Origin of the sequence: Desulfobaculum bizertense DSM 18034 (assembly GCF_900167065.1) — a bacterium.
Classification (GTDB): domain Bacteria; phylum Desulfobacterota; class Desulfovibrionia; order Desulfovibrionales; family Desulfovibrionaceae; genus Desulfobaculum; species Desulfobaculum bizertense.
In genome coordinates, this window is sequence record NZ_FUYA01000002.1 from 418945 (window position 1) to 441640 (window position 22696).

At 51.8% G+C, this 22696-nt stretch carries 18 protein-coding genes and 1 tRNA gene; 10 read left to right on the forward strand and 9 right to left on the reverse strand.

Translation table 11 applies throughout. The annotated features are described in order from the left end of the window. Positions 1 to 187 precede the first annotated feature (187 nt). A complete protein-coding gene (locus B5D23_RS04615) occupies positions 188 to 1222 on the forward strand; it encodes an AAA family ATPase (RefSeq protein ID WP_078684236.1) in 1035 nt (344 codons plus the stop codon). A 377-nt stretch (positions 1223 to 1599) separates the two neighbouring features. Here B5D23_RS04615 and B5D23_RS04620 read toward each other — a convergent pair. From B5D23_RS04620 to B5D23_RS04640, 5 genes are all read right to left on the reverse strand, one after another. After that, positions 1600 to 1675 (reverse strand) — tRNA-Thr (locus B5D23_RS04620). A gap of 130 nt (positions 1676 to 1805) precedes the next feature. Beyond that, positions 1806 to 2432 (reverse strand): ATP-binding cassette domain-containing protein, encoded by a 627-nt coding sequence (locus B5D23_RS04625; RefSeq protein ID WP_078684237.1) that lies wholly within the window; start codon positions 2430 to 2432, stop codon positions 1806 to 1808. Then, on the reverse strand, positions 2425 to 3189 hold the full coding sequence (locus B5D23_RS04630; protein WP_159445913.1) for an ABC transporter permease: 765 nt from the start codon (positions 3187 to 3189) through the stop codon (positions 2425 to 2427). Before B5D23_RS04630 ends, B5D23_RS04625 begins: the two co-directional genes overlap by 8 nt. Positions 3190 to 3234: 45 nt before the next feature. Beyond that, on the reverse strand, positions 3235 to 4233 hold the full coding sequence (locus B5D23_RS04635) for a substrate-binding domain-containing protein (RefSeq protein ID WP_078684239.1): 999 nt from the start codon (positions 4231 to 4233) through the stop codon (positions 3235 to 3237). A 48-nt stretch (positions 4234 to 4281) separates the two neighbouring features. Next, positions 4282 to 6291 (reverse strand): TonB-dependent receptor plug domain-containing protein, encoded by a 2010-nt coding sequence (locus tag B5D23_RS04640; RefSeq protein WP_078684240.1) that lies wholly within the window; start codon positions 6289 to 6291, stop codon positions 4282 to 4284. Positions 6292 to 6722: 431 nt separating this feature from the next. Here B5D23_RS04640 and B5D23_RS04645 point away from each other — a divergent pair, with 431 nt between their 5' ends. Beyond that, positions 6723 to 7016 (forward strand): winged helix-turn-helix domain-containing protein, encoded by a 294-nt coding sequence (locus B5D23_RS04645; RefSeq protein WP_078684241.1) that lies wholly within the window; start codon positions 6723 to 6725, stop codon positions 7014 to 7016. On the opposite strand, the gene B5D23_RS04650 is transcribed toward B5D23_RS04645, so the two are convergent. The 3 genes from B5D23_RS04650 to B5D23_RS04660 form a co-directional block, all read right to left on the reverse strand. After that, positions 7013 to 8092: an ABC transporter ATP-binding protein gene (locus B5D23_RS04650; protein WP_078684242.1), complete on the reverse strand. Its 1080-nt coding sequence runs from the start codon at positions 8090 to 8092 to the stop codon at positions 7013 to 7015. The two genes, B5D23_RS04645 and B5D23_RS04650, sit on opposite strands and share 4 nt — an antisense overlap. Then, the gene (locus B5D23_RS04655; protein WP_200803626.1) at positions 8092 to 9774 is read right to left on the reverse strand and encodes an ABC transporter permease; all 1683 of its coding nucleotides are present in this window, start codon (positions 9772 to 9774) and stop codon (positions 8092 to 8094) included. Before B5D23_RS04655 ends, B5D23_RS04650 begins: the two co-directional genes overlap by 1 nt. A 147-nt stretch (positions 9775 to 9921) precedes the next feature. Continuing rightward, a complete protein-coding gene (locus B5D23_RS04660) occupies positions 9922 to 10998 on the reverse strand; it encodes a thiamine ABC transporter substrate-binding protein (protein WP_078684243.1) in 1077 nt (358 codons plus the stop codon). Between the two features lie 241 nt (positions 10999 to 11239). Here B5D23_RS04660 and B5D23_RS04665 point away from each other — a divergent pair, with 241 nt between their 5' ends. Beyond that, complete coding sequence (locus B5D23_RS04665) at positions 11240 to 12031, forward strand: hypothetical protein (protein ID WP_234985066.1); 792 nt, start codon at positions 11240 to 11242, stop codon at positions 12029 to 12031. Positions 12032 to 13154: 1123 nt separating this feature from the next. On the opposite strand, the gene B5D23_RS04670 is transcribed toward B5D23_RS04665, so the two are convergent. Beyond that, positions 13155 to 13586 carry an ANTAR domain-containing protein gene (locus tag B5D23_RS04670; protein ID WP_078684244.1) on the reverse strand — a complete coding sequence of 144 codons (432 nt, stop codon included), beginning with the start codon at positions 13584 to 13586 and terminating at the stop codon, positions 13155 to 13157. Positions 13587 to 14468: 882 nt separating this feature from the next. On the opposite strand from B5D23_RS04670, the gene B5D23_RS04675 reads away from it, so the two are divergent. From B5D23_RS04675 to B5D23_RS04705, 7 genes are all read left to right on the forward strand, one after another. Continuing rightward, complete coding sequence (locus B5D23_RS04675; protein WP_078684245.1) at positions 14469 to 15167, forward strand: Crp/Fnr family transcriptional regulator; 699 nt, start codon at positions 14469 to 14471, stop codon at positions 15165 to 15167. 162 nt (positions 15168 to 15329) lie between these two features. Continuing rightward, on the forward strand, positions 15330 to 19136 hold the full coding sequence (locus B5D23_RS04680; protein WP_078684246.1) for a proton-conducting transporter transmembrane domain-containing protein: 3807 nt from the start codon (positions 15330 to 15332) through the stop codon (positions 19134 to 19136). Positions 19137 to 19138: 2 nt separating this feature from the next. After that, a complete protein-coding gene (locus tag B5D23_RS04685; protein ID WP_078684247.1) occupies positions 19139 to 20104 on the forward strand; it encodes a respiratory chain complex I subunit 1 family protein in 966 nt (321 codons plus the stop codon). A 13-nt stretch (positions 20105 to 20117) separates the two neighbouring features. Continuing rightward, positions 20118 to 20555 (forward strand): NADH-quinone oxidoreductase subunit B family protein, encoded by a 438-nt coding sequence (locus tag B5D23_RS04690; protein ID WP_078684248.1) that lies wholly within the window; start codon positions 20118 to 20120, stop codon positions 20553 to 20555. Between the two features lie 12 nt (positions 20556 to 20567). Then, positions 20568 to 21077, forward strand: a complete 510-nt coding sequence (locus B5D23_RS04695) for a 4Fe-4S binding protein (RefSeq protein ID WP_078684249.1) — start codon at positions 20568 to 20570, stop codon at positions 21075 to 21077. Positions 21078 to 21080: 3 nt separating this feature from the next. After that, positions 21081 to 21611 carry an NADH-quinone oxidoreductase subunit C gene (locus tag B5D23_RS04700; RefSeq protein WP_078684250.1) on the forward strand — a complete coding sequence of 177 codons (531 nt, stop codon included), beginning with the start codon at positions 21081 to 21083 and terminating at the stop codon, positions 21609 to 21611. Further along, positions 21611 to 22693, forward strand: a complete 1083-nt coding sequence (locus B5D23_RS04705; protein WP_078684251.1) for a hydrogenase large subunit — start codon at positions 21611 to 21613, stop codon at positions 22691 to 22693. The genes B5D23_RS04700 and B5D23_RS04705 overlap by 1 nt, the downstream gene beginning before the upstream one ends. The last annotated feature ends 3 nt before the right edge of the window (positions 22694 to 22696 follow it).

Genomic DNA, 22696 nt, shown 5'->3' on the forward strand with positions numbered 1-22696 from the left:
ATGATATGTGTGGTGTAGAGAATGTAGAAAAGTGTCTGAATTAACTTCTATACTATAGAGCTAAGAGATGAGTGTTTTTCAAAATATTTGAGTTATATATTACTTCTTTGAAGATGCTGGGATTTTTGCCCAGAGCTACGCCTCCTGACATGTGTCGGGAGGCTTTTTTGTCTTTAAAGGAGAGTCTATGCATTCACACAAAGAACTTGAGTCGTTGGTTTCGGTCGATATGGATGCCGGAGAGGTGTTTAGTGGGAAGCGTTCTGGGACAACGGTCAAAGGCTATGCAAAAGCGACAAGCTATACGCCTGCCATTCATCCTGAGTTTATCTATCATGACGCCATGCGTGACATTGTCGTTTGGTTCATGAGTCCACCAGAACCTCTGTATGTGTTTGGCCCCACGGGGAGTGGCAAGACCAGTCTCATTCGGCAGCTTGCAGCAAAGCTTCACTATCCAGTCTTTGAAGTGACCGGCCATAGTCGGCTTGAGTTCCCGGAACTTCTGGGACACCTGAGTCTCGATAACGGGTCAATGCGTTACGAGTACGGTCCGCTTGCCCTCGCCATGAAGTATGGGGGGCTTGTGCTTATCAATGAGTTGGATTTGCTTGATCCGGCAACGGCTGCAGGACTGAATAGCGTGCTTGATGGGAGTCCGTTGTGCATTTCAGACAACGGCGGTGAAATGATCATCCCGCATCCCATGTTTCGATTTGTTGCAACGGCAAATACCAACGGTGGGGCAGATGAGACTGGTTTGTACCAGGGAACCTTGCGACAAAATATCGCGTTTATGGATCGATTTTGGCTTTGCGAATTGGGCTACCCGCCAGCGGATGCGGAGCTGTCACTGTTACAAAAAGTTGCACCCCGGCTTCCGGAAACAATTCGGTCCGCGATGGTGGATTTTGCAGGTGAAGTCCGGAAGCTGTTTATGGGGAACGGTGAAAATTCAGAGCACAGCATCGAACTGACATTCTCAACGCGAGCGCTGATTCGCTGGGCAGAACTCACTGTGAAGTTTCAGCCCTTGGCTCGACAGGGAATTCAGCCCGTGAGCTATGCTTTGTATAAATTTATATCTTTTTTGGGGATAATGAGTCGTACTTATTCTGTATTTTTGAGTGTCGAGAAGTCGCTATCTTTGGGGTGGAGTAAGAGCCCTAGGCCGCCCCTGACAAGGGGGCCTTCGAATTCTTTGATTTTGTTGGCCAGATAGATTGATGGTGAGATGTATATTGTTGAACTCTCAAAAGAGCCTTCAGGTTCCTTGAATTCAATTTTTTCAGAAAGATATGGCATACAAAATGTTTTGGCGCCTAATTTTATAGTCCTGACAGGGGATGTGCATTACCTCTTTGGAAATATAAAAACAATTTGATTTTAAATAAAAACTTATCGACCAAAATTGGTAGGAAAGGCATTTGAGGGCGTGTCGAAAGGGATGGTGAAGGCGATGACCTTTTACGTAACAGTACACAGATGAGGGTGCAGAAATTCACGTTACGTCACGATTAAAGTGGGGGTAAAATGGGGGGAGAATGGCAAAACAAGAAAGGGTCTACAAACATGGAGTTTGTAGACCCTTGAATTCTCTGGAGCCAGCGATGTGAATTGAACACACGACCTACTGATTACGAATCAGTTGCTCTACCGACTGAGCTACGCTGGCGTGTTGCGAAGAGGTGTTTAAACCAACCCGTAGTGCTGGTCAAGCGAAATGTTTTAAGAAATAGATATTTTCTCGCCTCTCTGATTTTGAGTGTGCGACTTTTTATTTCAAAGCGCAAGGCTTCTTGCGGTTACGGTGTGTCATTTTCGAAGTGCAGGGTAGCCGGGGAGACTGGCGCAGCGGATATTTTTGCAAACGTTGCGGGTGTTCCGAGCAGTGGCGCGAGGTCGTGAGTGACAACGAAGGCCGCGCCTCCCCGCGCGCAGCATTGCGCCAGTTCGTTTTTGATTTCCGTGTGCCAGCGTTCATTCAGGAATGCGAACGGTTCGTCGAGAAAGAGCATATCTGCCTCGGCCGAAAACGCACGGGCGAGGTTGAGCCTTCTGCGCATTCCGCCGCTCATTTCTGGGGGGAGAGCTTTGGGCGGAAGCTCAAAGCGGGCGAGAGCCTGGTCGGCCTGCTGCTGACGTTTTTGGAGTGAAAAGCGTCCACTTAACGCAAACAGAAGATTATCACGAGCTGAAAGCCATGGAACAAGAGCGTCATCCTGAAACGCTACAGCTCGCGTCTTTCCCGCATGTAGAACTCGTCCTGAGTTCGGAGCACTTACCCCAGCCGCAAGCTCAAGAAGGCTCGTCTTTCCGATGCCAGACGGTCCATGCAGAACAAAAAGTTCTCCAGAATGGATGTGCAGTGAAAGGTCGTCCACAACGCATGTGTCCGCATAGCTGAGGCTAACAGATTCAAGCTTAATCATTGTGCTGGTCTCGTGTGCGTGAGGTATACTTTTGTGCCCAGCTCCGAAGCTGGCTCACTGGTCCAAGCTCTACACAGGCTCCCAAAAAGATGAGGACCAGTGTCCATGCAAAAAGCTCTTCCATGTCGAGCATGCGATAGGCCCAAAACATTTTGGCACCAATCCCCGTGCCTGCTCCAAGAAATTCCGCGACAGCAACAGCTTTCCAGCCCGCTGTCAGGGCATGGGATAGTCCTGAGACGAGATGGGGAAAGGTTCCAGGGATGATGAGCTGGACAAGCTGGCGGTGCTTGGGGATTGCATAGACCTTGGCCATGGCAAGAAGACGGCGGTCCAAAGAAAGCCGCCCCTGCGTAACTGTAATGAAGAGGGGTGGGAAAAGAGCCGCAAAAAGCACTCCCACAGGTATGATGGTCCCTGTGCCCGCCCAGACCATAAGGAGGGTAAGCCACACCACAGGCGGACAGGACTGGATTGTGGAAATAAACGGAGAGCTGAAACGCAATATATGTGGAGAGGCACCAGCAGCAAGCCCAAGAAGAAGCGCTGCACCAGTGGCAAGCCCAAGTCCAAGCGCAAGACGCCATGCTGTAATAAGCAGGGTCTCCCAAAAGTCAGGCAGAACAGAAAGTGCTGTGAGGTGCTGGAAAACTGTTAATGGTCCCGGCACAAGAAGTTCGCCAGCCAACTGGGAGGCAAGCGTCCACCCTGCGAGAAGCACAAAAAGAGCGCAAAGCCGAGGAAGGCTTTTGTGCATGATTTGGCTTCGTGAGCTTAAAATGGAAGAAGGCTGTGCCATGCGTTAGTTTTCCACAGGTGGGTAAAAAAAGGATGAAGGAAGAGCCGGGAGCTGCATACCCCGAGCCGTCAAGCGTTCCAGATCCTCGATGTCAGTACGAGCCGCCTGGCCACTCTTTGCCCGTAGAATGTCACGTGAAAGCGATGCCGCAATGATTTTGGGAGAAACAAAGCGCCCAAATTCTTTGGGGAGCGCCGTCAGTGCCTTTTCTGGGGTGGGCTGGAGCTTGGCTGTAGATTTATCAACAATGTGTAAAATCCGAGCCGCAATGCGAGGGTGCTTTGCCATGCTTGCGGTGTTCATGGCGAGGCCAGCCCACGGAAGGAATGGCTCTTTGCCCGTTGCAGAGGCGTACAGCTCTTCGACGCTCCCAACGACGTGGAGCTGTGGAGCCTTGAGTAAAAGCACGGTGACCAGTGGCTCAGGTAAAAGGTAAAGCTGTTCCGGGTGCTTGATGGCATCAAGCGCAAGCGCTCGCCCTGGGTGTGGTGTGTAGCTGAACGCAGGCAGGCTTTCTGTACTCTGAGCAAGGCTTTGGAGAACTGGGACCGCAGGGGAATCAGGAGGAGCAGAGTGCACGCGTGTTTTGGCCGGGAGTTTCTGGAGGTCAGTCAGCGTTCTGAGTGAGCTGTTGCCAGACAGAAAAAAGAATTTTCGCCAGCCTGTGACGGCGAGCAGGGAAACAGGCGCGCCCCGTCGTGCAGCCTGTGAGAATGCGTCAACGTGACCGAGCCACAGGTCTCCCTTTCCGGCGAGAACAAGCCCGCGGAGATGATTCATGTCTTTCCACTGTTTGATGTGGATGGTGCAAAGGTCGTCAAGTTCCCCTTTGGAAATCCCATACCAGAGTGCGAGCTGTGGTGTGGTGGCCTGCCCGTTGGTATAGAACGTGATTTCTGGAAGTTCTGTGGACCAGCTTTGCTGTGGGGAGGAGAACAAGAAGAAAATCCCCAGCGCAAAGACCATGAGAATACTGTGAGTGCGTGCACCAGCACTAAACATGCAAAGCTCCAAAAAATGGGGCCGCTCTAGGCGGCCCGTTTATCGTCGTTAGAAAGAAACCGCGTACGTCACTGCGGCGCAGAAGCCGGGTTCTTCCAGCTCCATTCCGCGTGAATTGGCCAGATAATTTTCATATCGGGTGTCCAGAATGTTGTTCAGCACAAGGCTGACACTATGCTGGAGCTTCCACAAGTCAAAGTCATAGCCTGCAGCGGCGTTAACAAGCATGTAACCGTCAACGGTTTCCATCCCTTCCGGGACGTCGCTTTGTCCTGCAGCCCATGGTGTTTCAACCCGTGCCCAGAATCCAGTGCTATGATCGTAGCGCAGGCCGAGGAGTCCATTTAATGGAGCAATGTTTCGCAGAGCTTCATCTTCGTTGCGGTCCTCGCCATGTGTTGCAGCCAGAGTCGCATATGTGGACCAGCCTGGAGCAAAGAACCATTTGGCTTCCAGCTCAGCACCATAAATCTGTGCTTCACCCACGTTTTCCATCTGGAACACATTGGGGTCTGCTGTTGCTCCTTCGGTAATATACTCCGAAACAAGGTTGTGGAACAGCGAACCGGAAAGGCGAAGGTTGCCGGTGTTGTAGTGAAGACCGTACTCAAGGAAAAAGGACTGTTCAGGATCAAGATCGGGGTTGCCCTTGATTGTGGCAGAGCCGAGTTTGATGTTTTTGAAGCGGTCCATGATGTCGGGTACACGGTAACTCGTTGCTGCAATGAAGGTCTGAGACCAGTTTTCGGCAAAGTCCCAGGTCAGGCCTGCATGGGCATTCCAGCCCCAGTCGTTGCTCTGGCCTTCTTCATACTGAGGCGTTTCGTGGTTTTTCATGTTGACGCGGTCAAGCCGTGCGCCAAGGTTCAGTGTCCACGCCTCATTGAGCTTCCAGTTGTCTTCTGCGTAGAGACCAAGGGAAAGCTGTGTGGTGTTGGGCGTAGGCTGGTCTTCAAGAATATGGCCGTTTCGGAGGTACTTGCTGCGCCATGAGCGCATGTGCCACTTCCACGCGTCAAACCCAGAGACGAGCTGATGCTCGCCAAGCTGCCAGCGCCCCTGAATCTTGCCTCCTACGGTTTCGTGGCTGGCGTTCGGGGTGATTTTGAGGACTGGCGGCATGGGGTTGTCGATGCGGACACGGCGGTCGTTCAGGCTATAGTATAGGCTGGCGAGCAGCTCTTTCAGCGCACCGTTTTTGGGTGTCCATGTGGTATCCAGACTAACAAGGGAGCTCCCAATGCGGGGATACGTCACCGGAGCATTGGCAGGCATGGACTTGGAGCCACCGGGGATGCCAATATCGTTGCCCTCCAGAACCATTGCCTGAAATTCTGTTGTCAGTTCGTCTGTCCAGCGGAATGCGCCATTGATGCGCCCCTGAATGTCTTCGAACTGGCTGTTTTCCATGAGGTTCTCGCCACCGTAATAGCTCATGTGGTCGCGGGTGCCGCCGGAAAGCTGGAGCCAAAAGCGCTCAGCATTATAGTTTGCGCGCCCGTAGCTGTCTGTTCCTTCCGGGTTGGAGGACCAGGTGCCACTGAGTTCGCCGTGCATTTCAGGCGTGCTGGAAAAGTGGCCCTTTTTCGTGATGATGTTGATGACACCACCTGTTGAGCCTGTTCCGTACAGGGCGCTGATGGGGCCTTTGATGACCTCAATGCGTTCAATATCAGAGGGATTAATGAACCCCATCTGGGCGTTGATGTCGGTTGCTGTGTTGATGCGTTTGCCGTCAATCAGAAAAACAACGGATGTTCCGCGCATCCCGCGAATGTTGACGTCTTGTCCCCACGGGGACTCACCTGTTTTGCTTACACCCGGAATGCGGGACAGGGCATCGGCAATGCTTGCCTTTGGAGAGAGGGCTATTTCCTCTTTGTCAACAACCCCAACTCCACCGGGAGTCTGGCTGAGTGTTGACTCTACCCCTCGGGCAGAGACGACAACAGGATCAAGGGCGTATGTTGTTCCTTGGTCTTGTGCTGCAAAGGCAGATGTGCTCAAACCACAAAAGAGGGTGGCACACAGGCAGAGACGTGAAAAGTGTGAAAACATAAAAAATCCTTGAAATGTTGAACCCTGTACGGAAGCTTTGGGAGGAGGAAAGCCACCCGGTCAGAAACGCTTCTGTCCGGTCTCTATGTTTTGTCCATGGCGAACAGCAGAGATGCTCTCTGCGTGATATGCCTTGGTGCAGAGTGGATTTCCTGCTCAAAAAGATGGCGTGCAGAGTCGTATAAAAGCGACGGAAACGGAAAATAATGAGAATTCATCGCCTTTACAAGGGAATTTCAAGGAATTTTGAATATACCGAAGCATGCTGCTCGGTGTTTTGCGTCAGAGGCTCGGATATATGCCCCTGACTGGATGAAGGCATGTCTTTGTGGTAGGAGCAGGAGAATTTTAAAAACGAAAGTGGGAGTACTGTTGTGGGATTACCACCATTAAAAGTAAAGTTAAAAGTCTGGCTTGAGACCGGGGGCGAAATGGCATTCGGTCTCGGAAGTGCTTCGCTTTTGAAAGAAATTGATCAGAATGGATCTCTTGCTGCGGCTGCCCGTGAGCTTGGAATGTCATATCGTGCCGCATGGGGACGAATTAAGGATATTGAAGCTGCGCTTGGCGAAAAGCTGCTGGAGAAGAAGGGCGGCAACAAGTCTGGCTACAGGCTGTCTCCCCTTGGGCGAAAGATGCTTGTTGCCTATACCGAGTGGGAAGAGCAGGTCCATGCTGCGGCCCTTCGACTGGCACGGGAAAAGTTCCCGGTGCCCGTGGACTAGCCGGGGCGCTGGTCAGAATCGAGGACAACACAGGCTTCGGCTGGCAGTATGAGTCGGAGCTTTTCTCCAATTTTAGGAGCTGATGGATACGTTGGCAGAAGGAATCGGAACATGATTCCCTCTGCCATTTTTATTTCTGTCTGATACACATGCCCAAGAAAAGTGCAGCTTTCTACCTGTCCTGTGAGCTGGATCTGTTCCGCAGTAGCCTCTTGCATGGGGGTTGCGATTTGTGCTCCTTCTGGGCGAAACAGCAGGCTTGGTGTCATGCCTGGAGCACGTTTGTTTGTTCCCGGAGGTACAGGAAAAGTTCCCAGAGGCGTTAGCAGAGTGCCGTCTTGAAGCACACTGGCTGGGACAATGTTTTTGAAACCAAGAAATTCAGCGACCTGAATGCTTGTCGGATGGCTATAGAGGCGCTGTGGGCTGTCGTTCTGGAGAAGACGGCCGTCATGAAAAACCGCCACCTTATCTGCAATGGCAAAAGCCTCCGCCTGATCGTGAGTAACAAAAATTGCCGTTACCCCGACTTTTTTGAGTATCTGGCGCAGCTCACGGGCGAGTCGCTCCCGAAGAGAGCGGTCGAGAGCTGCCAGTGGCTCATCCAGCATAAGAAGTCGTGGTTCTGGGGCAAGGCTTCTGGCGAGGGCAACCCGCTGACGTTCACCGCCAGACAATTCCTGAATTTTGCGCGACGCAAAGTCCTCAAGTCCCACAAGCCGAAGCATGTCGGCGACCCGCTCGTTTTCGACCTCCGCGCCTGTTTTGTGCATGCGCAGTCCAAAGGCCACGTTGTCCCAGACATTCATATGCGGAAACAGGGCGTAATCCTGAAACATAAGTCCAAAGCCGCGTGTATGTGGAGGCTCTTCATCAATATGAACGCCCTGAACACTGACTGAACCAGAGTATTCTTTTTCCAGTCCGGCAATGATGCGAAGCAATGTGGTTTTGCCACAGCCTGATGGTCCAAGAAAACAGAGAATCTGCCCTGCCTCTAAGCTGAGGTTGATGTCTCGAAGGGCGTAATGTGCGTCAAATCGTTTTCGGATATCGTGCAGAGTGAGTAATGGCATTAGAATTCTCCCCAGTCGCGAGGGGTTGCTTTTTCTAGGGCAAGGAAGCTCAGGGCGGTAACCAGCATCAGCAGGCTACTCATAGCCATTGCCTGACCGTAATTCAGTGCGCCGGGCTGTCCCAAAAATCTGTAGACCGCAAGCGGAAGTGTTGGCGTCTGTGGACGGGCCACAAAGACTGTTGCACCAAATTCTCCGAGGCTGATTGTAAATGCAAAGACAGCTGCTGCCACAAGTGCAGAGCTGAGGACTGGAACCTCAATGTGTCGCCAGACCTGAAAGGGTGAGGCTCCTAGCATGGTTGCTGCCTCTTTGGTGTTTTGTGGGATGGAGCGCAGGGCTGGCAAAAGCGTTCTGACGACAAAGGGAAAGGCAACGAGAGAATGCGCCAGCGGAACCAAAAGGATTGAGGATCGGAGGTCGAGCGGTGGGGTGTCCAGCGCAATAATAAACCCAAAGCCAAGCGTCACCGCAGATGTGGACAGGGGGAGCATGAACAGTGGATCAAGGAACCCAGTGAGTTTCCCCGCGTTTCGTTGGCTAAGGGCTTTTGCTGCACAAAAGCCAAGGCAAAGCGCAAGAAGCATAGTCGCAGCACCAAAGAGGAGTGAATTTTCTATGGCGGCGCGGGGCGGTACAAAAAATATGGAGTGATCGCTGTCCGTAAACAGGTGAGTGTAATAGCGTAGTGAAAGACCATGTGCTGTGTGCAGGGACTGGAGCACAAGCGCAGTGAGTGGAAGGCCAGAGAAGCAGCTCAGCACAAAACTTGCCGTCGCGACAGCAAGGCGTTCCATGCCTCTTTTGCATGGGCGTGGTTTGCGGCGTCCCAACGAGAGCATTCGGACGCTCGCCTTGCGTTGGAGGCTGGTATAGGCCCACATCAGGACAAAGGTAAACGCTATTTGAATGAGTGAGAGTGCCGCCGCAAGCGGAAGGTTAAAGATATGAACGGCCTGTCTGTAGATTGCGACTTCAAGCGTTGCAAAGCGTGGTCCGCCAAGGATGAGGATGACGCCAAAGGAGCAGAAGCAGAAAATAAAAACGAGCAGGGCAGAGGTCAGAATTGCCGGGAGCAGAAGTGGGAGCGTGATTTTTCGGAACGCCTGCCACGGTGACGCTCCAAGGATTCGGGCGGCCTGAACAAGCGTTGGGTCGAGCGTGCTCCAGAATCCACCAACAATGCGGATAACCACCGTCATATTATAGAAGACATGTGCAAGCAGAATTGCCCAGATACTATGGTCGAGCGCAATCGGTGCGGTCTGCAACTGGAAGGAGCGCATGAGGAAGGTATTCAGCAGGCCAGAGGGACCAAGCAGGGCATGGAATGCCGTCGCAACAACAATGGTTGGCAGCACAAAGGGAATGCCCGAAATAACGCGGAGTAGTCGTCTGCCGGGGAATTCATATTGTGAAAGGACAAAGGCGGCGGGCAGGCCAAAGAAAAGGGTCAGTCCCGTACTTGCCAGTGCCTGCCAGCTCGTAAACCACAGGGTGCGGAGATAATAGTCAGAAGAGATGAGTCCACTGAGGCGCTCCAGCTGGAATTGGCCGTCAGCAAAGAAGCTGAGGTCAAAAAGTGACAGGAGTGGATAGAAGTAGAACAGGGCGAGGAATGCAAGTGGTGGAGCTATCAGCAGCAGGGCTGGAAGTCGGCGGCGAATTGGTCTGTCCTCCACAAAGAAAGTTTGTGTCAGTTCGAATGATCGTACGTTTTTTTGCGTAATTGACGCGGGCATATTCTATGATGACGACAACTGCAAGCGCAAGCAGGGAAAGAAAAAGCCGGGCTATTGCAACCCGGCTTTGTGTATATTGCGTCGTGATTAGCGCAGAACTGTTGCGGTCCACATCTCAATCCACTTTTCGCGTTTTTGGGCGATTTTTTGTGGATCAAGGTTCGCAGGCTCGCGCAGTGGCTGGGCGTATTTGCTAAATTCATCGGGAAGGATTGCTTCCGTGCTTGCGGGGTACACCCACATTTGCAGTGGAATGTCTTCCTGAAAGCTTTTGGAGAGCAGGAAGTCAATAAACTGCTGGGCTTCGGCGAGGTGTTTGGTCCCGTCCAGAATGCCCGCAAATTCGACCTGTCGGAAGCCAGAACCCGGTGTCAGCACTGCGGCCGTTGGTGCATCGTGTGGCTTTTCTTCGGCAAAGTGAACTTCTGCAGCAGGGCTTGATGCGTAGCTGACAACGATGGGACGGGTTCCATCAGACGCTGCGGAGAATTCGCCCCAGTATGCCTTTTTCCAGCTATCGGTGATTTTAACACCATTTTCGGCAAGCGCTTTCCAGTAGCCAATATAGCCATCTTCTCCGAAGTGGGCGACGGTTGCCAGCAGGAACGAAAGCCCCGGTGAGGACGTTGCTGGGTTTTCTACGACCAGCAGGTCCTTGTATTGGGGAAGAATCAGGTCTTCGAGGCTCGCAGGCGGTGTCAGCCCTTTATCAAGGAACCATTTTTTGTCGTAGTTCAGGCAGACATCGCCGAAGCTGATTGGAGTAAGACGGGATTTTTTGTCCTGGCGCAGGGTTTTGGGAATATTTCGTAGTCCCGCAGATTCAAATGGGATAAAAATATCTGCGTCGATGGCGCGGCTCAGGAATGTTGTATCGACGCCGACAAAGACGTCTGCAAGCGGATTACCTTTGGCAAGTATAGCCTGGTTCAGTGCTGCTCCCGTGCTGCCAGATTTGAGGAACTTAACGGTAATACCAGTCTGTTGCTGGAAGCCGTCAAGAACTGCTTCACTCATGTTAAAGCTGTCATGGGTCATGACTGTGAGTGTTGCGCCTGCGCCCCGGGACTGTGCTTTTTGTGGGGCCTTGGGAGTGTTGTCCTCGCTGCATGCCGCAAGGCTAAGCATGGCAAGGCTGAGAAATAGCGCGAGAAGGCGTTTCATATTCGGTCTCCTTTCATTACGAAAGCGATTTTGGTTTCTGTCTTGGTACGTCGCACAAAAGGATACCCTGCCCAGCCGGAAAAGCAAAGAAGAGACCAGAGTCTTATCCTCACCGGGGGGCGATTTTACATCTGCAAAGAGGCTTGCTGTTCCTTCTTCGGAAGGATACCCTCCGGCTCTTTTTACTGAATATGTCACGCGCTATGATTCATGCTCGTGAAGGCGGAAAGGAGCTTTTTGTATGGTTCAGAAAATGTGCATCATGGGCATGGCTTCAGGCTATCATTTTGGAGATGTACGACCCTTTTTATCCTCTCTTCGGCGTACGGGCTACTCTGGGCGCGTTATCCTTTTTGTTTCTCCCACCACAAGGGATTGTGACAAGATGGAAGCTGCCGGTGCTGAGCTGGTTCATTTTGAGCGTGTTGGCGACTATGAGCAGTATTCCTACAACGCGTTACGGTATCTTTTATATCGCAAGTGGCTTGATGAGTGTGTCGAGCATTTTGATCGTATTCTTTTTACTGACGTTCGCGACGTCATTTTTCAGCAGAATCCAGCAGAATTCCCGTGGCCAGAAGGCTTGAGCATCACTCTTGAGGATGCTCACAAGAGCATTGGCACCTGTCCCTACATGAAGCTTTGGCTTGTTGGGCATTTGGGGCATGACGCGTGGGAGGCGTTATGCGACTGTCGCATTTCTTGCTCCGGTACAACGTGTGGTGACCCCGCCGCCATAGATCAGTATTTAGAGGTGATGCTCCCCCTTTTGCGCAACTACACTCCCGGAAAGAGCATGGCTGGTTACGATCAGGGGGTACATAACTTTATGTTACACAATGGCCTTCTTGAGCGTGTTACCCGTTTTGACAACTCCGGCCCCATTTTGACCCTCGCCTACAAGCAGGGGCTTCCAGATCAGACCTCAGAAGGGATAATTCTCAACGACAGCGGCGTGCCCGCCGTCCTTGTCCATCAGTATGATCGGAAGCCTGAGCTGTTTCGCCAGATTCGAGAGGCTTTTAAAGCGTAGTATGAAGGCTGGATGGGCGGTAGAAGATTGGGGGCCTGCCTCAGCACGTTAGCGCTGGATGGGTGGGTGGGGGAGAGTTGGGGGCCTGCCCCCAAACCCCCGCGTAAGGGAATGATTCCCTTACGTATCCTCAGCGAGTTTGAATTCCCTCCACGCTTCGCGTGAATGAAATTCAAACTTGATGAAAATAACGTCGAGAGCTTCTTTCTCTTTCCCGTGCGTTGCCACCATTTTCTTTTTGAACGCGAGCGTTCAAAAAGAAAAGAAGTGCGGCAGAAAAAGGCAGAAGAACACGCGCTAGGGAAATGCCCACTAGGCCAAAATTAAAGGGCCGGATGTAAGGGAAAGCCAACGGCTTTCACACATCCGGCCCTTTAATTTTGGGCGATAGCGGGATTCCCAAGGGCCTCGTCCTTGGGCGGGGTCAAGGGGCAGCGCCCCTTGCAGGGTTTGGGGCAGCGCCCCAATAAAACTGCGCCCACCCGCGCAGGGTGTGCTGAAATACTTGACGGAGGCTGAATAGCGTGGGGGAGAGCCGGGTGAAGTGAAAAAAGTGACGTAAGGGTTTGGGTTGAAAGAAAAGGTGAAATAAGGAAAACCGGGAAAAAGGTGCGCCTGCGAGGGGGATTTCAAGAAATAGGGCATGATACTTTTTTCATAAGTCAAGAATGGCTTGACATAACTGGGTGCATTTGCGCATAAAGTGGATAGGCATAGTGGATTCTACAAATGTGGATTCCTTACGAGGTTTTTCAGGGGTGCCGGTGAGGTCTTCGGCACCCCTGGACTCTTTGAGAGCAGGCACCCAAGGGGTGCTTTTTTTGTGCCCAAAATTCAGAAAGAGCGTGCCGCGAGGAAGCTGGGGGCGTGACGATGTGCATAGTATGGCTGGACATGAAGAAAAGAAGCCGAGGGGAGGGGGGAGAAGGCGAAAGGCGCGAGGGCTGGGGGCGGCGTGAATACATTGGAGAAGCATGGGCTTCTCTTTTTTTTTGGGCAAAAGAAAAGCCCCTCAGGAACGGGTGAGGAGCTTTTCAGGTGGCGTTTCTCAATAAAGGACGGTTGAGAAAGCCACGCACAGCCTGCCGCAGTACGGAGTCAGGCCTGTACGCATGGGGAGTAGTTAGGAGATAGAAATAGCGTGAGATGTCCTTGAGAAAATCAAAGCGCTTCGTTCGGGAGCGATAAAGCCCTTTTGGCTTTTGAGGAAGCAGCGTTCGAGAGTCGGGAGTAAGTCCTGATCCATGCAAGGGATGGTGAGATACTCCTCAGCGCGAAGAGCACCGCGAACGAGAGAGAGCATATTTTCGCCTGCGAGGACGACAATACCGGTGCGTGGTGCGCGTGCTTTGAGCTGCTGCAGGGCAGTCTGCGTGCACAGCTCAGGAGTTTCTGCATCGATGACGACGGCGTCGACATACTCAGGCATCTTGTTCAGTGCATTTTCGCAACCGGAGGCAGTCAGGACGTAACAGCCCGCATTTTCGAGCTGGGTAGATGCCTTGCGATCACCAAGGGGGTTCTCGATAACGAGAACACAAAATTGTTTCTTCATGTGTATTCCTTGTAAAAAAGGCTGCTGTGAAATGCTACGCGAGATGTTGGAGCGAGTTTCTGCACATGCGAAAAATTTGAGGCTTATCGGTGTCGCTCTATGAGTAAGAAAGTCGACGTAATTCAGACTATACATCTCGGATTTCCCACATGGGAAATTCCCTAGGAAATACTGTTTCCCCGTTGTGAAACAAGGGAAAAGTTCCTTTTTGCAAACTCAATGCATTGGGTTATTCCCAAAACGAAAGCTTTTGTCAAAAGCGTCAGCGTTCTGACAAAAGAATGTAGGTCTTAGTGGTGGCTGTGTTGCTTTGTCAAGGAGAATACAGGGAAAAGAATGTGGAACAGGCAGGGGGTGAACGCTTTTTTGGTTGGACCAATGGAGAAAATATATTGTGTATTGAGTCCTGCAGAGATGTTTACGGTTTTGCTGTGGAGCTTTTTGCAAAGCAAGAGAAAGAATGTGCATTAAAAATGATGCTTCTTTGAAAAACAAAAGAAAATTGTACCGCAGGAGCTATATAAAAATAAATATCAGAAGAACGAATCTTATGGAGGAAAAGTAGCGCATTCCTCCAACAGGAAGCTTTTGCCTTGGGAAAAATAGAGCATGACGTTGGTTGAGAAGGGTTTTGGTATGAAAAAAGTGTAGGGTAGCTGACACATGAATGCCTTATGGGATATGGGCTAAGGCCTGATTTCAGGGGGTCCCCAAGGGGAGGCTTTGAAAAAAATGCAAAATTTCCATTGAAAACTTGTTTAAGGTTTGGCACTATCGGCCCCACGACAACTTGATTACACTTTGACACCTGTCAATAACGAAAGCGTAACCCAGCCGACATCCAAAGCGTCAGCTGGGGAGGCAGAAGAGGTCAGCCAGATTATGATGACGCAAACGAGCCTTAGCCCGATGAACATGTTGGAAGTGTTGCAGAACTCCGAAAATAACCCCTTCATGGGAATGTTTCGCGAGCGCAAGTACCTGAAAAATAACATGATTTATACTCCCGCAGAGTCTGGCGATCAGATGATCGTCGTGAAGCGTGGGAAAGTTCGCGTCTTTTTGGCTGACGAAGACAAGGAATTTAACCTTGCCATTCTGCAAGAGGGTGATGCCTACACCACACACACAAGGGCATCCCTTCAGGCTCTGACAGACACAACGCTTCTCGTGACCGAGATGGACGCCTTTGGTGAGCACGCCGCAGATAGCCCCTTCTTTTCTATGGCAACGCTGACCGTCCTTGGCGAACACCTCCGCAATACCCTGAACATTATCAACCGCCTTGCATTCAAAGATATTAAGATGCGTCTGTGCGACTTCCTTCAGCAGGAAGCTCACCAGAAAGGTGAAAGCAGCAGGGCAGGTGTCGTTGTTTCTACAGGTCTTTCCGTCAAGCAGATCGCCGATTTTGTTGGTTCGACCCGTCAGACCGTGTCCACTCTGCTCAATGAAATGCAGAAAGAGGGCATCCTGACTCGCCTGAGTCGTGGCAAGTACGTGATTCATGACCTCGACGAACTGATGATCGGAGCCAATTCTTCCTCCAAGGGAAACTCTCCTCGCCGTAAGGCCATGTAAAAAAGTTCTCTGTTTTTTTCAGCTCGCTAACGCAAGTCTGGCCTCGCTTTTGCGTCATCCTGGTGACAAAATGCACAAAAGTGTCGGCCAGATTACGGTCTTCCCGTCAGTTTTCCGATACTCTCAGTCCCCTGTCTGTAAGTGTATTAAGGGGGCTAAGATATGGACGCAGTGCAACCACTGTCCGTATCGTTTGTCGTATGCTTGGGCGCCGTCTTGTGTGTGGTGGCGCAGCTGGCTGCAGTAAAACGATACAGGAACCTCCTCCAGCTTTTTGGTTTGTCGTGTTTGGCAGAGCTGGGGGTCGTGTTGGTTGGGTTCGGTGCAGGCTCTTCGGCTGGAATTTCCGGCGCGTACCTGCACCTGATGTATCAAACCGTAACGCGGGTGCTCGCACTTTGTGCTCTGCTTGTGCTTGCTCAGAAGGCAAAGTCCTTTGAGCTGGCAAAGCTGCGAGGCATTTTTAGTGTGCATCCATTCATGGCGGGTGTTTTTGCCTTTGCCATGTTCGCCGCTCTTGGCATCACGCCATTTAAGGGCGCAGTAAGCCGACTCGCCATCCTGCACGGTGCGTTTGAGTCGGGTCATTACCTGAGCGCAGCTCTTGTGCTCGCTGGCTGTATAGCCGCAATCTCCTATACCCTCAGAATTGTGCAGGCTCTCTGTTTTGAAAAGAGCGAGAGCTGGAAGGTCTCTGATGCTTCCAGAAGCTCTTTTGACAAAGCAGCGTGCTACGGTGCAGGCGTGCTGGCCTGTGGCGTTGCTCTTATGCACATGTTCCCCGAGGGACTTCTCCACATCGCAGAAGGTCTTGGCGACGGGCAGGCTCTCCCGCATTTTGAGTCTCCGTGGCCACTGGCAGCGATTGTGCCATACCTTGGCGGTTTCGTTCTTTTGGGCATCTCCCGCTTTGCACCAAAGGAATTCCGGGGCATCCGTGTCCGCGAAACCGTAGCTGTGGCGCTCTCTGTGCTGACTGTTCTGTGCGTCTTTGCTGCTGATGCAGCGTTGCCGCTGTCTTCCCTGTTTGCAAAAATTATGGCCTGTGTAGGCCTTGCCGTGACGCTGTATTCTGTCAGCTACATGGAAGGGAAGGAGCATACTGACCGCTACTGGTTCTTCCTGATGCTTATGCAGGGTTCCCTTGTTGGCCTGTGTCTGGCCCATGATTTTGGAACGCTGTATGGCTTCTGGGAACTCATGACTCTGACATCCTATTTCCTGGTGATCCACGAGCAGAGCGACGAAGCGCTTGAGGCTGGCTATAAATACTTCTTTATGTGTGCCTCTGGTGCGTATGTTATGCTTTTTGGTCTGCTTTTCCTGCATGCGCAGACCGGAAGCTTTGAGTTTGCTACTCTGAGCACTCTTGCTTCTGCTCTTTCTCCGGGAGTTGCCGCGCTCATCCTGGTAACATCTTTTGTAGGATTCTGGGTCAAGGCTGGCCTGATGCCGCTGCATAGCTGGCTTCCGGCTGCCCATCCTGTTGCACCGTCTTCCATCTCTGCACCGCTGTCTGGCATCCTGACCAAGACAGGCATCTATGGTTTCCTGCTCCTTGGCTTTGCCATTATGGGCGTTGAGACTTTCCGGGGTGCTGGTGACGGCTGGAATATTGGTGCAATTCTGTCGTTTGTTGGCGCAGTGACAATGCTCTTTGCCGAGGTCATGGCGCTGCTCCAGCGAAACGTCAAACGGATGCTGGCATACTCCACAATGGCGCAGATTGGCGAAATCTGCATTGTGCTTGGTGTCGGCAGCTATCTGAGTGTTGTTGGCGGGCTTGCCCATGTGGTGAACCATGCCATGATGAAGAATCTGCTCTTCCTTGGTATCGGCATCGTGGTGATGCGAGCCGGGACGCTGGAGATTCAGGGACTCAAGGGGCTGGGACGCAAGATGCCTGTGACGGGTATCTGTCTGATGATCGCCGCCCTGAGTATTGTTGGCCTTCCGCCGTTTGGTGGTTTTGTCAGTAAGTTTATGCTGGTGTATGCCTGCCTGAATGCCGGACATCTGCTGCTTGCAGCTGTCATCCTTACTGGCGGCCTGATTGCGGCGCTCTATTATATGCGCCTTGTTAAGGTGCTATTCTTTGAGGCCTACGAAGGGACTGATACTGTCAAGGATGCACCGCTGCTGTGCCAGATTCCAATGGTTGCCTTTGCTGCACTCATTGTACTCTTTGGTATTGCTCCGCAGGCGCTTCTTGGGCTTGTTACTCCTGTTGCAGACGCGCTTGTCATGGGCGGAAAGCTTGTGGCGCAGCCTGTGCCTGCCTTTGATTTTGCATGGCCGTTCTTTGCGCTGGTGCCCATGCTGGGCGCTGTTGTGCCATACCTGTTGCGGCATGACCTCGAAAAATGCGGACTGGGCGCTGTGGGCGTCTTGGCCGTGTCCTTTGTTGCTGTGCTGTGCTCATGGTCTGGTCTGAGCACGGTTTCCCTGTGCTTTGCGCTGCTCATCACCATGATGGGTATTCTGAACACCGTGTATTCCGTGAGCTACATGGAGCATAGTCACACCCAGTGGCGCTTCTTTACCTTCCTGCTGCTTATGATTGGCGGCTTGCTTGGTGTTGCTGGCTCCGAAGATTTGTTCAGCTTCTTTATGTTCTGGGAACTGATGAGCAGCTGGACTCTGTACTTCGTCATTATCCATGAAGAAACTGCGGCGTCACTGCGCGAAGGCTTTAAGTACTTCGTGTTCAACATGATCGGCGCAACTTTCATGTTCTTTGGTATCGTTCTGCTGACAGCCTCTGGACAGAGCTTTGAGATCGGGGCGCTTGCTCAGACTTTGAGCCAGCTTCCGGGCTGGGTTGGAACAAGTTCAATGGCACTGATTGCTCTTGGCTTTGTTATGAAGGCCGCAATGCTCCCCGTGCGCATTGATGTGTGGATGCATCCTGCAACCGCACCAACTCCTGTCAGTGGATATATCTCTTCTGTCCTGCTGAAATCTGGTCCCTTTGGCCTGCTCAAGCTCTTCTTCGTGCTGGGTGGGGCAGGGTTCTTTGCTGGCAAGTCCGGCATCTGGGGCCAGCAGGCTATCATGTACACTCTGGCCTGGGTTGCCGGAATAACGATTTTCTATGCTGCGGCTATGGCTGTTATTCAGTCTGGGCTGAAGCGTATGCTGATCTATTCCACGGTGTCCCAGCTGGGCTATGTTGTGCTGGGTATTTGTGCCGGAAGTGCGCTGACCGTGTCTGCGGGTATGCTGCACTTTGTCAGCCATATGCTCTTTAAGAACCTCGCCTTCCTGTGTGCTGGAGCAATCATGTTCCGCACTCACGCTGATTCATTGAATCAGGTTTCTGGCCTTGCCCGCAAAATGCCTGTGACGTTCGTTACTCTGGCTATTGCGGCCTTCTCCGCCATTGGCGTTCCTCCGTTTAGCGGCTTCACCTCCAAGTGGATGCTGTACCACGGCCTTGTGAGCCAGAATGAAGTTCTGCTTGCTTTGCTGTCTCTGACCGGAAGTGTGCTGACGATGGCGTACTTCATCAAGTTCCTGCATTCCGCATTCTTTGGCTATCCAACGGAGGCCATCAAGGACGTGCAGGAGGTTGGTCCATACATGCGCTGGCCCATGATGATTTTGGCAGGTGCCTGCTGCGTGTTTGGTGTTTTCCCCGGGCTTCTTCTTGCTCCCATTAACAGCATGATTGCTGGATTTGGCTTTGCTCCTCTCGACATTTCCCTTGGTGGTGTGGCGACAGGTGCCGGGTCATGGAATGCAACGGAAACCGCAATCTTACTTGCTGTGGCCTATGGCGCAGCGCGGTTTGTAATGCATTTTATGAGCAGGAAAGAGCGAGTGTGCGAGATTCATACCTGTGGTGTGAGTGACATCGACGCTCGGGAACTGAATGTTCAGGCAGACAATCTCTACGAGCCGTTTATTTCGCTGCTTCGTGAGTGGATTGCTCTTCCAAAGACATTCCTTGCAAACAGAAAGGGGTAGGTATGCCAGATGTGTTTTCATATACCTTTCATATGCTGATTTTCCCGGGCGGCATCTTTGCGCTTTGCCTCGGACTTCTGCTGAAAGGTGTGGACAGAAAGGTTTTTGCTCGTCTTCAGAGAAGGGTTGGTCCTCCAATCATGCAGCCGTTCTTTGACATAGTGAAACTTGGCCGGAAGGAGTCCATCCTTCCGGCCTCGGGTCACACTCCAGTTTTCCGCTTTGCGCCGATCTTTGGCTTTATGGGAATGCTGCTCGCCCTCATGGTGATGCCTGTTCCCGGAGTCTGGAATGGGGCAGAGAGCATGGGCGATATGCTTATGATGCTCTATCTGCTGCCAATTCCGGCGATTGCCTTGATGCTTGCAGGCTCGTCCTCAAGCTCTCCATACGGCACACTGGGAAGCTCTCGTGAGATGATGTTGATGTTTGCGTACGAAATTCCGCTGCTGGCGGTAATTTTGGCTGTCGCATTCAAAGTTGGCCTCGGGAATGGTGGCATTGCGGAGTTCTCTTTCGCAAAGGTTGTTGAATACCAGCAGGTCCATGGTTCATTTATTTTTGACTGGACTATGCTCCCGGCATTCTTCGCCTATCTGCTTTTCCTGCCCGGAACACTCGGAACTGCACCTTTTGACCTTGTAGAGGCAGAGACAGAACTGCTCGAAGGCCCCTTGTTGGAATACTCGGGACCAGGGCTTGCCATGTTTAGCCTTTGTAGTGCATTAAAAATGGTCCTGGTTATGGGACTCGGTGTAGTGCTGTTTTTCCCTGGCACAGTTCCCGGCGGATGGATTGCAAACATTGTGTGGTTTGGTGTGAAGTGCATGCTTCTGATGCTCTTCTCCATCACGCTGGTTCGCGCAGCAACAGGACGGTTACGCGCGGACCAGAGCTTTAGGTTTTACCTGAAGTACCCGTCGATGTTCGCCTATGCCAGCCTCGCGCTGATCTTTATCATTCACTAAAGGAGGCTTTCCTATGCAGATTGCTGAAAAACTTCAGAATATGGCTGCTCGGTCTCCGTGGCTGTATCGCATCAACGCAGGCTCATGTAACGGCTGCGACGTTGAACTTGCCACCACCGCGCTTATCCCTAGGTATGACGTGGAGCGTTTGGGCTGCAAATATTGTGGTAGCCCAAAGCACGCTGATATTGTGCTGATTACCGGTCCTGTGACGTCACAGGTAAAGGACAAGGTCCTTCGTGTGTATAACGAAATTCCAGATCCCAAGGTCACCGTTGCAGTGGGAATTTGTCCCATTTCGGGCGGTGTGTTTCGCGGAAGTTATTCGATTCCCGGAACGCTGGATTCCATCATCCCGGTCGATGTGAACGTGCCGGGATGCCCGCCGCGCCCGCAGGCTATCATTGAGGGCGTGGCCAAGGCCTTGGAAATTTGGAAGACACGGATTTAGGGGGAGACTCTTATGCTGACATTTCTGAAAGTTCTCTGGAAAAACGTTTTGGACGGGCCAGCAACCGAGCCGTTTCCGTTTGGAGAGACGCATACGCCAAAACGCCTGCGCGGCAAGGCACACATTGACGCGAGCAAGTGCACTGGATGTGGCACCTGCAAAAGTGTGTGTGCTGGTGGTGCGATTCGGCTTCAGGCTCGCGAAGATGGGACCGGTATCAATTTCTACCTGTGGCACAACAGCTGCTCATTTTGTGGATACTGCGAAATGTTTTGCCCAACTGGCGCAATTACACTTTCGACAGACTGGTCCACAGCGCATCTGAATTCTGAAAAGTATGACTACAAGGAAACGGAATTTATTCCGTACCAGCACTGTGTGGAGTGTGACGCTCCGATGCCGCGCCTTCCTGAGTCTCTGATTTCAGATCTCTATGGTGAACCCAACGAGGAAATTCGAACTCTGTATACCCTCTGCCCGGAGTGCCGTCGCAAAAAGGCGGCCATGCAAATGGGAGTCTAAAAAATGAGCACTGTTTTGCAGCACAGTATTGAAATTCTGATTCAGCGGCTCTTGCCAGAGACAGCGGTTCGCTGGACCTCTGATGAGAAAAAGAACCTGTATGGATGGGTAGAGCTGGAGCATGCCGCTTCTCTGGCCACCGTCGCAAAAGAGCTTTTGACAGTGCAGGGGCGGCTGATGACCATTACGGCCCACGCTCCAGAAGAGCACTCCGAAAAAGGGTTCTTTGAAGTTTGCTACCACTTTGATGTCAAGGGGACGGCGTTGACCCTGCGTGTTGTTCCAGAAGGAGCGACTCCGACAGTGCCGTCTATTACGCCGTGGCATAAGGCCGCAGACTGGGCCGAGCGGGAGATTCATGAACTGTATCAGATTGAAGTTGCAGGACATCCGAATCCAGAACCGCTGTTTTTGTCCAATATTACCCAACCCTTGGCGATGGAAAGGCTTGTACCGCTCTCTACGATGAGTAATGGCGCATGCACTAACGTCTTGTGGGAACATATTATGGGTGAAAAGGCGGAGAAAAACTAATGGCAAGCTTTACAATCCCGGTTGGACCGTTGCACGTTGCGCTCGAAGAACCTATGTATTTTCGCGTTAACGTTGAAGGCGAGACTGTCAAAGGAGTTGAAATGTATGCGGGCAATGCGCACCGCGGCATGGAAGCTCTCGCGAGAGAAAGGAATATATTCCAGAATGTTGTATTAACAGAACGGGTATGTTCCCTGTGCTCAAATAACCATCCGTTGACCTATTGCATGTCAGTCGAGCACGTCGCAGGTATTACAGTTCCTGATCGGGCGCTGTATTTGCGAACCATTGCTGATGAAGTCAAGCGAATTGCATCTCATATGTTCAATGTGGGAATAAGCACTCACGTTATAGGCTTCCAGTCACTGTTTATGCATGCAATGGAACTGCGCGAAAAGGTGCAGGATCTGAAAGAAAATGTATGGGGTAATCGTATGGACCTCGCTGCCAACATGATTGGTGGCGTCAAGTTCGATATCGATGACGAAATTGTCGCATACATGACGAGGACTCTGGAATCGTTGAAAAAACCTTGCGAAGAGTTCCTTCATTTATATATGAAACACCCACAGGTTAAAGCCAGAACTGAAGGCGTTGGCCTGTTCCCGTATGACGAAGCAGTACGGCATGGCTCTGTTGGTCCGGTCGCTCGTGGGTCTGCACTTGACAACGACGTGCGAAAGGAAACTCCATATGCAGCGTATGACAGAGTCGACTTTGACGTCATTACCGAAAGTGGCTGTGACGTCAGATCCCGTGCTGTTGTGAGATTGCGTGAGATCTTTGAGTCTATTTCCATCCTCGAACAGTGCTTGCGCGACATGCCGTCAGGACCGCTTGCATGCGATCCTTTGCCAGAGATTCCTGCCGGGGAATCTATAGCTCGCTCAGAAGCTCCCCGCGGAGAGTTGATTTATTACCTCCGCACCAACGGAACACTGAAGCCGGAACGCCTGAAATGGCGTGTCCCGACCTATGTGAACTGGGAAGCGCTGAAAGTGATGCTCCATGACTGCAAGGTCGCGGATATTGCACTTATCGTGAACAGCATTGACCCCTGCCTGTCCTGTACAGAGCGATAGGTA

Bases quoted from the DNA above. Each gene is read 5' to 3' on its own strand.
- B5D23_RS04615 (WP_078684236.1), top strand. From the start codon at position 188: ATGCATTCACACAAAGAACTTGAGTCGTTGGTTTCGGTCGATATGGAT.
- B5D23_RS04625 (WP_078684237.1), bottom strand. From the start codon at position 2,432: ATGATTAAGCTTGAATCTGTTAGCCTCAGCTATGCGGACACATGCGTT.
- B5D23_RS04630 (WP_159445913.1), bottom strand. From the start codon at position 3,189: ATGCACAAAAGCCTTCCTCGGCTTTGCGCTCTTTTTGTGCTTCTCGCA.
- B5D23_RS04635 (WP_078684239.1), bottom strand. From the start codon at position 4,233: ATGTTTAGTGCTGGTGCACGCACTCACAGTATTCTCATGGTCTTTGCG.
- B5D23_RS04640 (WP_078684240.1), bottom strand. From the start codon at position 6,291: ATGTTTTCACACTTTTCACGTCTCTGCCTGTGTGCCACCCTCTTTTGT.
- B5D23_RS04645 (WP_078684241.1), top strand. From the start codon at position 6,723: ATGGCATTCGGTCTCGGAAGTGCTTCGCTTTTGAAAGAAATTGATCAG.
- B5D23_RS04650 (WP_078684242.1), bottom strand. From the start codon at position 8,092: ATGCCATTACTCACTCTGCACGATATCCGAAAACGATTTGACGCACAT.
- B5D23_RS04660 (WP_078684243.1), bottom strand. From the start codon at position 10,998: ATGAAACGCCTTCTCGCGCTATTTCTCAGCCTTGCCATGCTTAGCCTT.
- B5D23_RS04665 (WP_234985066.1), top strand. From the start codon at position 11,240: ATGGTTCAGAAAATGTGCATCATGGGCATGGCTTCAGGCTATCATTTT.
- B5D23_RS04670 (WP_078684244.1), bottom strand. From the start codon at position 13,586: ATGAAGAAACAATTTTGTGTTCTCGTTATCGAGAACCCCCTTGGTGAT.
- B5D23_RS04675 (WP_078684245.1), top strand. From the start codon at position 14,469: ATGATGACGCAAACGAGCCTTAGCCCGATGAACATGTTGGAAGTGTTG.
- B5D23_RS04680 (WP_078684246.1), top strand. From the start codon at position 15,330: ATGGACGCAGTGCAACCACTGTCCGTATCGTTTGTCGTATGCTTGGGC.
- B5D23_RS04685 (WP_078684247.1), top strand. From the start codon at position 19,139: ATGCCAGATGTGTTTTCATATACCTTTCATATGCTGATTTTCCCGGGC.
- B5D23_RS04690 (WP_078684248.1), top strand. From the start codon at position 20,118: ATGCAGATTGCTGAAAAACTTCAGAATATGGCTGCTCGGTCTCCGTGG.
- B5D23_RS04695 (WP_078684249.1), top strand. From the start codon at position 20,568: ATGCTGACATTTCTGAAAGTTCTCTGGAAAAACGTTTTGGACGGGCCA.
- B5D23_RS04700 (WP_078684250.1), top strand. From the start codon at position 21,081: ATGAGCACTGTTTTGCAGCACAGTATTGAAATTCTGATTCAGCGGCTC.
- B5D23_RS04705 (WP_078684251.1), top strand. From the start codon at position 21,611: ATGGCAAGCTTTACAATCCCGGTTGGACCGTTGCACGTTGCGCTCGAA.